Origin of the sequence: uncultured Methanobrevibacter sp., from assembly GCF_902774605.1 — an archaeon.
Lineage (GTDB): Archaea > Methanobacteriota > Methanobacteria > Methanobacteriales > Methanobacteriaceae > Methanocatella.
On sequence record NZ_CACYJE010000013.1, the window covers coordinates 1 to 15,157 of the forward strand.

Sequence of the window (15,157 nt, forward strand, 5' to 3'; positions counted from 1 at the left end):
CAATGCAAAAAAATATAAATGAAATAGAAAATAGTATAGATAACATTTTAAAAGATTTGAAAAAGGATGATTTTGACGCTTACCTGCTCACACAATTCACCAACGTTGAGTATATTTCAAATTATAAGCCGACCAGTTTCGCATTCTGCATAATAAAGGAAAATCCAATAATATATGCTTCAGGAATGGATATAGAGTTGGCAAATCGTGATTCAACAATTGAAGTTAAGGAATATGAATCATATGATGTCATGATTGATGAACTTAAAAGGGAGGGTGTCAAAAACCTTGCAATCGAACCATCCCTGCCGTTCAGCACTTATGTTAGGTTTAGGGACGATTTCACAATAGATTCCAAAACATACATTGACAAGCAAAGGATGATCAAGACACCTGAGGAAATTGAAAAAATAACTCGGGCAACTGAAATTGCCCAGAAATCATTCCTTCAATTGGACATATTAAACAATACTGATACGGAAAAGGAAGTTGCATTTGACTTGGTGCGCTACATGATCGAGAATGGTGCTTCAAAGGAATCATTCGACACTATAGTTACAAGTGGAGCTAATTCCAGTCTTCCTCATGCAATACCTGAAGCTAAAAAACTGGAACGCCCTATACTTATTGATTGGGGTTGCATTTTTGAGGGATACTGCTCCGACAATACCCGAACAATGGTTTATGGTGAAAAGCAGCAGGAGATATGGGATATTGTGGCTGAAGCACATGACAAGGCAATCAAGGCAATTAAACCTGGAATGAAATGCTGCGAGGTTGATAAGGTTGCAAGGGATATCATTGCCGATTATGGTTATGGTGATAAGTTCATTCACTCAACTGGTCACAGTTTAGGATTGGACATTCATGAAACTCCCGGTTTTTCAATGCGCGACGAAACCATAATTGAAGAGGGCATGGTGATAACGGTTGAACCTGGAATATATCTTGAAGGGGAATTTGGAGTTCGTCTGGAGGATACGGTTGCAATTTCCAAAAAAGCCAATGTCATTGGAGATTTGCAGTTGGATATAGTGTAAGTTACTTTGTTAATGATGGAATATAGTTTGGGGGTTTATCGTGCCGCATGTTATATTGAAGAGAGTATGGGATTATTGCGCTTACAGCAAGAAATTTCTTGCATTTATCTTCTTGTTATTGTTCATATCCTCCATGTTGCAAAAATACATTCTAACCGTTGGTGACGTTTATGAGATTTATGTCCTTCAGGTTTTAGTCGCCATTTCAGTGGCGGGATATGGGATGGTAATTACTCGTGATAGGATTAATCATGGTAAAAGACTGCCGAAAATAGAGATAATGGACATTATTGTTTTAGGCATTAAATCAGTCATTGTCATAACTATTTATCTTGAAGTTCAAGGGCTGATATTGGATTTTGTTTGCTCCCCATTCAATTTTCCAGCTTTCGACTTGGAGGAAATGTTGCTGTTGTGGCCTGAGACAATTCATATGATATACACTCACAATCCTGTCAATACAATAATTTTCCTGGTGGTGGGTGCGGTTCTATTTTATGTGTTTTCGTTTTTCATGGAAATTGGATTGGCTAAACTTGCAGATACTAACAGTTTTTTGGAGGCATTTAATTTTCCATCGATTAAACGAAGCATTGATGTTATAGGTTGGAGGAATTATGCAAAGGAGTATACATTAATCATCTTGACTATTGTATTACTGTCATATTTGACGGCTTTTCAGACTTCTTTCACATTTGTAGACTCATTGATTGACATGACATTGTCGTTTTTCATATTTGCAACTCAGTTTTTAGGCATAGGTGCGGTTTACTGCAGGATTAAGGATTTGGAAAATGAGGAGAATATGCCTGCTGAGTAATATGTGGAGAATAATTTTGGAAGTTAGTCAATTTTCAGATATAATAATGTCATATCATCAAATTGCTCTTCATCTCTTGTAAAGTTATGGATATCATTTAATAATGGTCTTATAGGGTCTTTTTCACTTCCATATTCATTAAAGAAGTTCAATAATTTGTCCTCGCCATACATTTCCTCGTTTGAATTATTTGCATCGGTAATTCCATCAGTATATAAAACAATTTCCTCTGATAGGATAATTTCTTCTGTTTGGAACTTAAAGTCTTCCATGATTCCTAAAACGATTCCAGTGTCAATACTCTGATATTTGAACTTTTCATTTTCTTTAATTAATGGTGGATTATGACCTGCATTGGAGAAAATTAATTCATGAGTTGTTTTATTGTATATTCCAAGCCATAATGTGATAAACATTGATTCCTGATTATTTTCACATAACTGATTATTTAAAATGTATAAAATCTCTGAAGGATCCTGATTTTGCTTTAGAAGTTGTTTTATCATTACTTGGGTAATCATTGCAAGAATAGCTGCTGGAACGCCTTTTCCTGAAGCATCTCCGATCACAATGACTAAATGTTCATCATCTAATTCATAATAATCAAAAAAGTCCCCTCCAACTTCCTTGGCGGGTTTGGAATAACCATTGACTTTATAATATTCGCTGACAAGAGGTTCAGTAGGCAGGTTTGCCGCTTGGATTCTAGTTGCAATGTCAAGTTCAGCTTTAATGCGCTCTTTTTCCCCCTCAATTTCACGAATATTTTCAATGTATCTATTGTTAAAGTTAATCAGGTCAGTATATGAACGGGCAAGGGTTCCAATTTCGTTTTTTTCATTAATATACCTTGAGTAAATGTCTACTAATCCCTCGGATTCGATTTTTTCATGTTCATGGATAAATTCCTCAATTTTTGAGAATGATATGATAGGTTCAATCACTTTAATTTCCACGTGTCTTAAAACCGCCAGTGATGGGATTAAAAATATTATTAGCAACGCGTCCATTATTGCCATCATCGAAATCATGATTTCGGTTCTATTTATTGGAAGTAAAGAATCGATGGCAGTGATGAGGAGATGGTCATAAGATATTATTACTCCAAGAATCATGATGACTAATATTGTTAAATGGAAGATGTTCATTATCTCTTCTGGAATGGACCGGGTATTGGAAGTGACTATATTTGAAGTGATAGGCTTTGTCAAATAAATGAATAAAAGCAAACCAATGATTATTAACTCAATAATTATGATTGAATGATTCACATTAACGGCAAAATCAGTTATTAATATTAAGATTAATAATGTGATTAAAAGGATGCCTAAAGATTTGTAGAGTTTTTTATTGAATCCTTTTTTTGATGTTTTTGGAATGTGGGCGCAATCTAGCTTATTTGATAACCAAATTCCGATTATTCCAAAAATGAATGCGGAATTAATAAAGTTCAGGAAGTATCTAGTCTCAATAAGGCTAGTAATAGGGGATGTTTCAGGATTGATTAAGCAAAATAGCTTCCCATGCATTGATGAGTATAGCAGGCCGCAGAGAATAATGATTCCTATGAATAAAATCACATTGAATGTATTGTTTAATTTTGGTCTTGTAACTGCTGGTCTGTATTTAAAATCTGTATACCATAGTTTATATCCTAAATATGATATTCCAAGGCCAACTATTGCGGACAATGATGCTAAGGGCAGACCATATCCTCTAATAATGTCGCATAAGAGATTACCGGCAACTGCTCCTATTGTGCCGTAAGGTCCAAAGATCAGTCCGGAAATTAATAATATTCCTACATGGGGGCTTAATCCTTCTCCATAATTATGTCCATAAGTCAAATAGTATGTTCCTAGATTGAAAATTAGCATTAATGCAAATGGAATTACTATCTTTTTTATTTTATCATTCATCATTCCACATTTTTCATAATCTTTAAGTGATTTTCACCATTCACATGATTGTATGTTATTTCATCAGCAAATTCTTTTGTTAAAAAGATTCCAAGACCTCCGATTTGAGCATCCTCAATATTTTCAGGAAGTTCTGGTTTTTCTTTTAAAAGCGGATTGAATTCAACTCCATTGTCAATAAATTCAATTGTTAATAGGGCATTATCAAATTCAATATTGACTTTGATAAACTTGGTTTTAGAGTAATTAACAATATTGACAAATATTTCTTCAACAATAAAATTAACTTGAATGTTCTCTTCGCCAAGTTCACTTAAAACAAACTCGTTTAATGTATATAATTCATTTAATTCAGGTTCTAATGAAATAGATTTCATTCTATCTTTAATATTTTGTCAAAACCTGACATTCTGAATATTTCGCCAATGGTATCATTAACGTTTTTGATAGTCATTGGAATGTCTTCAGGTTTTAATTTCTTTTGGGTTGCAATTAAAACACGTAAACCTGCACTGGAAATGTATTCTAAATCTGAGAAATCTATGATTAATGAATCAAACTTGCCTATCTCGTCATTTATCTCATTTTCAAAATCCGGTGCGGTAACTGTGTCAATACGGTTTCCAACTTTAACAGTCAATTCTTTTTCATTATAATTTTTCACAATATCCATATTTAATCACTATTTTTATATTATGTAATGTTATTTAAAATATTTTGTTAAATATTGGCAAGAGTTTCTAAAAAAGACATATTGATGTCAAATTCATTAAAGAAATGGGACGGTTGTATGCCCATAATTCATAAATCAAAAAGGCATTTAAAAAAGATAATAATTTCATGTATGGGGATTTTAAAAATAACTCTAAACGCAATTGGTTCATCTTATCTAATATTTTTTCCATTTAATGAAAATCATTCTTTTTTAATTAATTTTTAAAAATATTTAAATATTTCTTATTACTTAAATTAAACATAACTCATTTATTGGAGTTTTAAAAAAATAAAGGTGAACAAAAATGGAATTAGGCGAAATCATAACTGATGCTTTAACTTATCCACTTCAAAATATTAAAGCATTAGTGATATATATTATTTTAGGTATTATTTTAGGACTTGCAGTCGGAGGAACTGTAGCAGGTGTTGTTGTAGGTTCTCAAGCTAACAACGCATTGGCAGTTATTGGATCAGGAATCCTCGGAATAATCGTTGCTCTTGTACTGGGATTTTTCATTTCTGGTTATCAATTAGACATTACTAAATATGGTATTGAAAGAAGCAGTGCCGGTCCTGAAATCGATTTTGTAAGGCAATTCATCAATGGGATTAAACTTTTTGTTGTAACCATTGTTTATATGATTGTACCAATCATTATTAGTGCAATATTGGCAGTTATCTTCCAGCACTGGTTATCTACTGTAATCACAGCAATCTTAACTATTATATTTGGTTTAGCATTAATAATGGGTCAATGCAGATTGGCTAAAACCGAAGATTTAGGATTTGCATTAGCTATTGGCGATGCTATTGGAGATATTTCAAGAATAGGAATTGTAAAACTCCTTGTTTTCATTATTCTCATATTCATAGTATACTTCATAATATTCTTTATTTTAGGTGCAATTTCCCAATGGAACGCTACTGTCGGCGGAATATTGATGGGTATCTTAGGAGTTTACCTTACATTCTTCACTGGTAGAGCAACTGGTTTATTATACTCTGATGTATAAATAAACCTTTATTTTTTTTCTTTTTTTTCTTTTTTTCTAGCAAGTGAATAATATTGCTTGCATTATATCAAAAATAAAATTAAATGTTTTTTACAGTAATTTAGTGAAATCGAAATAATTTCATTTTAAACATAAAATTAAAATACTTGTTTGGGAGAGATAATGTGAAGAAGACAAAAATTATCTGCAGCGTAGGTCCGGCATCCGATTCTGCTGAAGTCATGAGTGAAATGGTCAACAATGGAATGGATTGTGCCCGCATCAACCTCAGCCATGCTACATATGATGGAATATTGGAAACGATTGAGGTGGTCAGGCAGGTTCGAGAAGAATGCAATGCTCATATAGCAATCATGTATGACACTAAAGGGCCTGAATTCAGAACATTGGAATTCTCTGATGGAGGCGTAAGCCTTCAAAAGGGAGATACAATTAAAATGAGCAAAACATGCATACATGGCAATGAAAAGGAATTCGGAGTCAATCATAGCGAAGCAATAGACCTTATTCAAGTTGGAGACAAGGTGCTAGTGGATAATGCATTGCTTGAATTGGAAGTCATAGACAAGAATGACAATCATGTTGTCCTTAAAGCATTGGGCAATGGTGAAATCCAAAATCACAAAACAATCAATGTTCCAGGAGTGGACTTGAAGTTGGATTTCATGAGTGAAGTTGACAAAAAGGACATCACATTTGCGGCCAAGCATTCCTGCGATTATTTGGCGTTATCATTCGTAAACAGAAAGGAAGATGTGATCAGCGCCCGTGAAATAATAGATGAGGCTGGAGGCGACGCTTTAATCATTTCCAAAATAGAAAGTCGCATGGGCATTGAAAATATAGATGAAATCATCGATGAATCCGACGGCATCATGGTGGCTAGAGGGGACCTGGGAGTGGAGGTTCCTATGGAGAAGCTGCCAATGCTTCAAAAGGACATCATTAAAAAATGCCGTGAAAAGGGAAAGTTCGCAATTGTCGCTACAGAAATGCTTGCCTCAATGTATGAGAATCCTCGCCCTTCAAGAGCGGAAGTTTCAGATGTGGCCAATGCAGTATTGGACGGAACCGATTGCGTGATGCTTTCAGGTGAAACCACAGTTGGAAAGTATCCGATAGAATCAGTTGAGATAATGAGCAAAATATGCAAATATGTTGAATCAACCATTGATTATACAAAACACCCAGTTTACAAGGGGTCAATCGGAATCAGCGACACTATTGCAAAACTTGTTGTTGAAGCAGTTGAACATTCAGACATTAAGCTAATAGTCGCCCCTACCATGACTGGGTTCACCGCCCGTAAAATCAGTAATTTAAGGCCGAACTCCATAATTTTGGCTTGTTGTCCATCAAATCATCTTGCTCAGAAGGTTGCATTGAACTTTGGGGTCAAACCGGTCCGCACTGACATATATGAAAGCACTGACAATGTAATTGAAAATGCCAGAAAAATGGCTCAAAATGAATTCAATCTTAATGAAGGAGAATTAATAGTTATCACTGGAGGATTCCCGTTGGGTGAAGCGAAAAAAACAAACTATTTAAGAATATTAGCGATTTAATGGTAGATTGTATCGATAATTTCACTTAATCATTAGTAAGTGTATTTTCATGCCTACTAAAGTTTAAATTTAATTCAATCCTATGTAAAATATTCATATGGTTGGGACTTTTAAGGAAGTGGGAAGCGAAGTGACTTGTATGATATATGCCGATTTTTTTTTACATTTTACTGTTATTCATTGAAAATGCACTATTTAATAAAATAAAATATATTTAGTCTAAATGATAGACTTTTATTATATTTGTCAATTAGTAGGTGGGAATTATGCACAAGTTTAATCTATCATCATCTCAGAAGATGCTGTTGTTCTCTGAGGTAAACAATCCTAACAACGACTCGTTTTATCTCAAATTCAGAAAGGATTATGATTTGAAGAATTTTGATGACGTAAAACAAGCTATTGAATGTATTTCTAGAAATAATTTAAACTTAAAAATTAAATATGATGAAAATGGTGATTTCAAGCAATATTACGATGATTTTGATGTAAATGTAGAATCATTTGAAGTTGCTGATGAAAATTTGAATAAATTCATTGCAGATTACTTGGATGAACCTTTTGATGATGTTTTCGATTCTCCCTTGTATAAATGGGCAGTATTAAAAACAGAATCATCAGCTATCCTTATCGGGGTTGTACAGCATATCCTATTGGATGGAACTTCCTTATTTTCATTAATTCCTCAGGAAATTGAAAAGTATATCGGTGATGAGGAATATGTTCCAGAGGATTATTCTTACGAAACTTATGTTAATGATGAAATGGATTATTTGGAGTCACCTGAATCCAGTGAAGATAAAAAATATTGGTTAAACACTTTAAAGGATTATTCGCAGGATTGGTATTCATTCGTCAAGTCCGAACTTGGTTATTATGAAGTGCTTTTGGATCAAATCCCCAACTTTGAGTATTCTCCCTTTGTCACTGCACTTGCACTTGAGTTTTTATACTTTGCAAAATCCAAAATGAACAACAAATTGTTTAGGGACATTGTGATGAACACTTCCGTCCATGGAAGATACTTCGGGCAAGGTGATGCTCTTGGAATGTTTGTAAATACAATTCCATTAAGGCTTGCCTATAATGAGGATTTAACCTTTGATGAGTTGCTGGCGTATTCAAAATCAGTTCTAAAAGAGGGATTGGCACATGCCAAATTGCAGTTCAGTGAATACACAACTGATTTGAGAAATGTAGGCATTGACCCTGACTGCATTTCAATGTTTTCCATCGTGTCCAATTCCACAGACTATGATTCAAAATTCCTGACTTTGCAAAAGGATATCAAGTTCCCATTGCACTTCAGGATAAATAAGAACTATTCAGATAAAAATGGTCTGCAATCCATATTTGTGGAATATGACAAATCCTGCTTCAGCCATTATGAAATTGAATCAATTGCAAATGGTTTAAGGGATTTGCTAAGGCAGATAATAGATGATTCATCCAAAAAATGCAGGGATTATTCTGTTGAAGTGGTTGATTTCTTCAAGGCTGAAAACTACTACAATAACATGATAAATTCATTTGACAATCCGACAGCAATCTCTCCAGATATGAGTGGAGACAATGTAAAATTCTGCGAAATTTCCAAACCAATAGATGATGATAAATTAAAGAACTTGTCAAAACAATATAATCTGTCTAAGGAAAGAATTCTGTTGTCCGTGTTCATGTTTAACTTGACAAAATTCTCATTTTCAAAAGATATTCTTGTTGCCTACAATAAACAGGCTTGCGGATATCATTTCAACACAGATTTATCTGTTATGGAATACTTAGATGACTTTAAAAAGTATTTCAAGCATTACTCAAATTATCCTTTGTTAAACAATAAAAAACTCAATTTTAAAAGTGAAATATTGTTTTTCACTAATGAATACGATGCCCAGGACTATAAATTCGTATTAAATTATGAAAGTGGTAAAATCAACATCAGCTATGACGAGTCATTCTACTCAAAAGCACTAATTGAAACATTTCTGGAATCAATTGAAGTTTTATTGGATAGATTTGAATCAAGCGACAGTTTATTGAAAGACATTTCCATAAGAAGAGAACTTGAATATGATGAGGACTTTAAGATTGAACTTGCAAATGAAGGAGTTGTCAACAAGGTCTTTGACAGGGCTGTAGCTCAAAACCCTCAAAAAACAATACTCATTGCAGAAGACGGGGAATTAACATATGATGAGTTGAACAAAAAATCCAATAGGATAGCTAATGCATTAATCAAAAGAGGAGTGAACATTGAAGACAGAGTAATGTTCATGATGAGAAGAAACAGTGACTTGATAGCTGCAGTTTTAGGTATTGTCAAGGCGGGAGCCGCTTTCATACCAATTGATCCGAAGTATCCTATAAACAGAATCAATCAAATCCTGGAGGACAGTGATTCCAAATTCGTCATAACAAGTTCGGAAATAGGTTATGATGGAGAAAACAGAATAGATGTTGATGATTTGCTCGATGAAAGTGATGATTCCAATCCAGAAATTGAGTTAATTCCTGATAACTTGTGTTTCATGATTTATACCTCAGGTTCAACCGGAAAGCCTAAGGGTGTAATGATTACCCATAGGGGAATCACAAACTATGTTGCAAATGTTGAGGAGAATGTCCCGATTTATGAGTTGAATCACAAGTGTAACAAGTTCATTTCAATTTCAACAGTTTCCTTCATTGTATTTCTGAGAGAGGTGTTTGGTACAATACTCAATGGATTGCCGGTGGTGTTTGCAAACGATGAGGAATCAATAGATCCATTGAAATTGGTTGAATTGTTCAAAAAAACAGAAGCTCAAGGATTTGGTTCCACTCCGACAAGACTGCTTGAATACCTGCAGCTTGAAGAGATTCAGGATGTTGTTAAGGATTGTAATGTGATAATTGTGGGCGGGGAAGGATTCCCTCCTATATTATATGACAGACTGTCAAAATACACTGATGCAGACATCTACAATTCTTACGGTCCGACAGAGGTCACCATTGCATCACACTACAAGTTGATTGACTCACCTCAAGTCTCCGCAGGATGGAAAATGCTCAATGTGGTTGATAAGATAATGGATATCGATGGAAATCAACTGCCTCCATATGTTGCGGGTGAAATCTATGTTGGGGGTGCAGGAATTGCAAGAGGATATCTGAATAATAATGAGCAAACCCAAAAGGTCTTTTTAACAGTTAATGACATTCCATATTACAATACTGGAGATTTGGGTAAAAAAGATGCTAACGGCGAGCTATATGTTCATGGAAGAAATGATACTCAAATCAAACTTAGGGGCTTAAGAATAGAATTGTCTGAAATTGAAGGGGCAATTGCCAATTATGAAAATATTTCCCTTTCAAAGGTTGTTGTTAAAAAAATCAATTCAGTTGAGCATTTATGCGCTTACTTTACAGCAATAGCTGATATAGATATTGATGATTTAAGGCAACATTTAATAGATTCAATTCCTGAGTATATGGTTCCATCTTATTTCACACAACTTGACGAGTTTCCTAAAACTCCAAATGGAAAGACAGACTTCAAAAACTTGCCTGACCCGGAAATTGACGTTGATGATTTTATAAAACCAAGAACTGAAATCGAACAGGAGTTATTCAATATTGTATCTGAACTCCTGAACATTGAGGAATTTGGTGTGAACACTGATTTATTCAGCATAGGATTGACTTCATTGTCTGTAATCAAATTAACGTCTGCAATTTACAATAACTTGAATGCACAGTTAAACGTTACTGAAATACTTAATTATAAGACAATTGAAAGAATCGCTTCAGAAATTAAGATTGAAGACGCATCATCAAGTGATGTGCAGGAATTATATCCTTTAACCTCAAATCAACTTGGAGTTTACTTTGACTGCATTAAAGACCCTGAAAACACTGCATATAATCTTCCAAAGAAAATAGAATTTGATGAAGGCATTGATGCAGATAAACTCAAGTTATCAATTGTTAAAGCCATTGAAAATCATCCATATCTAAAAACAAGAATTATAATGGAAAACGGTGAGGTTTACCAAGAAAGAAGGGATGACCTTAAAGTTGAGGATTTAATAGAAATGGTTGATGATGCTAATGTGGACGAGTTTGTAAAGCCGTTCAAGCTTGATGAGGGGCCATTGTTCCGCTTCAAGATAGTTGGAAATTCAATGCTGCTTGCTGATTTCCACCATATCATCGTTGATGGAACTTCATTAAACATTCTATTTGATGAAATAGCTAAAATCTATGATGGGAAAGATTATGATCTTGAAGAGCTTGATGGATTCGAATACTCCTTGAATGAAAAGAAAACAGAGCAATCCCGCTTATATGAAGAGGCTAAACTATTTTTCTCCAATAAGATTAAGGAATTTGATGATGCCACATTGATTCCACAGGACATCAATGGTGATGAGTCACAAGGCAGTGCTGCAATGGATGATATCTTCTTGGATAAGGAATCCATTGATGGGTTCTGCGCCAAATCAGGCATATCTCAAAATAACTTATTCCTGGCTGCAACTTCATTTGTCATAAACAAGTTTGTTTACAATCGTGAAATATTGATTGCAACAATCACTAACGGCAGATTCAATCCAAACCAGCAAAAGACATTGGCAATGATGGTTAAGACATTGCCTTTAGCATTGAAATTGAATTCAGATTCAAATATCAAGGAATACTTTGACTACATTAATGGTGAATGGTTAAGCGTATTGGGTTACTCCTCATATCCTCTAACAGAAATTTCAAACGAGTTCGACATCACTCCTGAAATATTGTATGCATATCACGGAAAAATCATAGAGGACATTGAAATCGGGGGAATGAATGTCGAAAGGCAATCAATCGATTATGAAGGATTGAAATTCAAGATAAACATTAATGTTGTTGATATCGGAGACCAATACAGGATTTTCTGCGAATACAATGACCAATTATACTCTAAAACTTTAATTGATACATTCCTTAACTGTATTAGGGTTGTTCTGAATAAATTCCAAAAATTCGATGAAAAAACCTTGATGAAGGATATTTCAATAATCGAAAATGATGATTGGGGAGCTGACGATTTAGAATATGATGAAATTCCAGAGGAAAGATTAAACAAGATATTTGAAAATCAGGTGGAAATGCATCCGGACAAGGTTGTTTTATATGCCACCGATGGGGAATTCACATATGGGCAATTAAATGAAAAGGCCAACCGGATTGCACATAGTCTTATCAAAAAGGGCGTAGGTCCTGAAGACAGGATAATGTTCATTCTCAACAGGGACAGTAACACAATCGCATCAATTTTCGGTATCTTGAAATCAGGCGCTGCATTTATTCCGGTGGACTCAGAATATCCTTCTGAAAGAATTGAGCACGTATTGACCGACAGCAAGTCAAAATACATAATTGTGGATGATGTGATTGAGAAAAAATCCATAGACCTGTCCCAATATGGGGACAATCTATTGGATGTCCATGAACTTCTAAAAGAGGAGGACACTTCAAACCCTGACCCTGACGTTCATGGAAATAACATGGCTTATCTCATCTACACTTCAGGTTCCACGGGACTTCCGAAAGGAGTAATTCTCGAACATGGAAACATTGCAAACTTCGTTTATCCTGATCCTAGAAATGTCTGTACCTATGAACTGGTGCACAATCTTGAAAAAGAGGATTATAAGGTACTGTCCACCACAACAGTTGCTTTTGATGTATTCCAGCAAGAGATTATGGGATCCCTATTGAATGGGGTGCCGATGGTATTTGCTAATGACACCGAATACAAAGACCCAATCGAAATGATGAGCCTGATTCACAGGACAGGCGCCAATGTCTACATTGCAACTCCATCACGTTTGCTGCAATACCTGGAAATCGAAGCGATGCAGGAGACAATGTACGGATTCAAGGTATACATTCACGCTGGAGAACCATTCTCCGCCAGATTATATGAACTACTTTCACAAAACTCCAATGGAAAATTATTCAACATGTACGGACCAACCGAGACAACAGTCTACTGTAACGGTCAATTGCTTGAAAGTTCAGACATTCACATTGGAAAAGAGCTTTTCAACGTACATGAAATGGTTATGGATTTCGATTCAAACCCATTGCCTCCAAATGTCATTGGGGAATTGTACATTGCAGGGAAAGGTGTTTCAAGAGAATACCTGAACCGTCCTGAGAAAAATGAAGAGGCATATGAAACAATTAACGGAATCCGGTTCTACCGCTCAGGGGACTTTGTCAAAGTCACTGAAGATGGGGACTATTATGTGTTCGGAAGAATGGATAACCAAATCAAGCTCAGAGGATTAAGGATTGAAATAGGTGAGATTGAAGTTGGTCTTTCAAAATTCCCTGGAATCAAATCCGTTGCCGTTGTAGTTAAAAAGATTAAGGGCAATGATCACTTATGTGCATATTTCACTGTTCATGATGATTACAAGGATGAAAACCGTGAGGAGAACGGATATTCAATTGATATTGATGAGTTAAAGGCTTCACTTGCTGAAAAATTGGTATATTACATGGTTCCAACAGTCTACATGGAACTTGATGAAATGCCTCAAACTGCAAACGGTAAAACCGATTTGAGGAATTTGCCTGAACCAGTTCTAATCACTGAATATGTTGCTCCTGAAAATGACATTGAAGCATTCTTTGCAAGCCTGTTTGCAGAAATTTTAGGACTTGATGAAGTAAGCGCTACGGACAACTTCTTTGAAATCGGTGGAACTTCACTTCTAGTTACTAAAATTACCATGGAGGCTATTAACAGAAATTATAACCTTAATTACGGGGATGTATTCTCAAATCCGACTCCAAGGGCATTGTCAGACTTTATATTATCTGATGAGTCATTAGAGAAGAAATCAGAATTGGCTTATGACTATTCTGAAATCAACAGGCTGCTTGAGAAAAACAATATTGAAACAATCATTAATGGTGAAATCCAAGACAGCTTAGGTAATGTGCTATTGACCGGAGCCACAGGATTTTTAGGAATACATGTATTGCGAGAATTACTTGAAAATGAAGATGGTGAAATTTACTGTTTCATAAGATCCAATAAGGTTCTAAGCGGCGCTGAAAGATTGAAATCACTTCTATTCTATTATTTCTCAGATGAGTACAATGAGGCATTTGATGAAAGGCTGCACATTATCGAAGGGGACATCACAAACTTTGAGGACTTTGAAAAGCTTGTGCATGAGAAAATAGATACGGTATTCAACTGTGCTGCTAACGTAAAACACTTCTCTTCAGGAACAGACATTGAAGATATCAACCTTGGCGGTGTAGTCAATGGACTCAAGTTTGCTAAAATGAAGAATGCGAAATATGTTCAGATTTCAACTTACAGTATTGCGGGCGAAAGTATTGACAACTATCCTCCAGTTGACGTTAAATTCACAGAAAATGATCTTTTCATCGGTCAAGCAGTGGATAACCAATATTTAAACAGTAAATTCCTTGCGGAACGTGCTGTATTGGAAGCTGCCGTTAATGATGATTTGGATGTCAAGATTATGCGTGTAGGTAACCTGATGGCCAGAAGTTCGGACAGTGAATTCCAAATCAACTTCGTATCAAACGGTTTCATCAACCGTCTTAAGGCGTTCGTGACAATAGGTAAAATGCCATATTCCATGCTTATGAACCCTGTTGAATTTTCACCGATTGACATTACCGCCAAAGCTATTGTGGGGTTGTCTAAAACTCCTAAGGAATGTACTGTTTTCCATCCATATGATTATCACAATATCTATTTTGGAGATATAATTAATATAATTAGACCGTTAGGATTGACAATTGATCCTGCTGAAGAGGATGATTATCAAAAAGCATTGGATGAAGCTCTTGCAGACAAAACAAAACAAGAGGGAGTTTCCGGCTTAATCACATCTATTGGTTCAGGTAAGGTTAAAAAGATATGGCTTCCTGTAGACAATTCCTATACAATTCAGGCATTATATCGTTTAGGAATTACATGGCCATTCCTTTCAGAGGAATATGTTTATAATTTTGTAAAATACTTGGATGAACTTGATTTCTTTAGTGTTTAAGGGGTAAA

The 15,157-nt window shown here is 35.1% G+C and carries 8 protein-coding genes; 5 read left to right on the forward strand and 3 right to left on the reverse strand.

Annotation, left to right across the window (positions count from 1 at the left end):
- Positions 1-2: 2 nt before the first annotated feature.
- Entirely contained in the window at positions 3-1,040 is a 1,038-nt protein-coding gene (locus QZU77_RS04400) for an aminopeptidase P family protein (protein ID WP_295600590.1), read from the forward strand.
- Between the two features lie 40 nt (positions 1,041-1,080).
- Positions 1,081-1,860, forward strand: a complete 780-nt coding sequence (locus QZU77_RS04405) for a DUF4013 domain-containing protein (RefSeq protein ID WP_295600593.1) — start codon at positions 1,081-1,083, stop codon at positions 1,858-1,860.
- A 23-nt stretch (positions 1,861-1,883) separates the two neighbouring features.
- On the opposite strand, the gene QZU77_RS04410 is transcribed toward QZU77_RS04405, so the two are convergent.
- The 3 genes from QZU77_RS04410 to QZU77_RS04420 are packed head-to-tail and all read right to left on the reverse strand — an operon-like array spanning position 1,884 to position 4,452.
- Positions 1,884-3,779: a PP2C family protein-serine/threonine phosphatase gene (locus tag QZU77_RS04410; RefSeq protein ID WP_295600595.1), complete on the reverse strand. Its 1,896-nt coding sequence runs from the start codon at positions 3,777-3,779 to the stop codon at positions 1,884-1,886.
- Positions 3,779-4,156, reverse strand: coding sequence for an ATP-binding protein (locus QZU77_RS04415; protein ID WP_295600598.1), 378 nt, complete (start codon positions 4,154-4,156; stop codon positions 3,779-3,781). Before QZU77_RS04415 ends, QZU77_RS04410 begins: the two co-directional genes overlap by 1 nt.
- Positions 4,153-4,452 (reverse strand): STAS domain-containing protein, encoded by a 300-nt coding sequence (locus tag QZU77_RS04420; RefSeq protein WP_295600601.1) that lies wholly within the window; start codon positions 4,450-4,452, stop codon positions 4,153-4,155. Before QZU77_RS04420 ends, QZU77_RS04415 begins: the two co-directional genes overlap by 4 nt.
- A 346-nt stretch (positions 4,453-4,798) precedes the next feature.
- On the opposite strand from QZU77_RS04420, the gene QZU77_RS04425 reads away from it, so the two are divergent.
- From QZU77_RS04425 to QZU77_RS04435, 3 genes are all read left to right on the forward strand, one after another.
- Complete coding sequence (locus QZU77_RS04425; protein WP_295600603.1) at positions 4,799-5,509, forward strand: DUF4013 domain-containing protein; 711 nt, start codon at positions 4,799-4,801, stop codon at positions 5,507-5,509.
- A gap of 164 nt (positions 5,510-5,673) precedes the next feature.
- Complete coding sequence (pyk, locus tag QZU77_RS04430) at positions 5,674-7,077, forward strand: pyruvate kinase (protein WP_295600606.1); 1,404 nt, start codon at positions 5,674-5,676, stop codon at positions 7,075-7,077.
- A 266-nt stretch (positions 7,078-7,343) separates the two neighbouring features.
- The gene (locus QZU77_RS04435) at positions 7,344-15,149 is read left to right on the forward strand and encodes a non-ribosomal peptide synthetase (RefSeq protein ID WP_295600608.1); all 7,806 of its coding nucleotides are present in this window, start codon (positions 7,344-7,346) and stop codon (positions 15,147-15,149) included.
- The last annotated feature ends 8 nt before the right edge of the window (positions 15,150-15,157 follow it).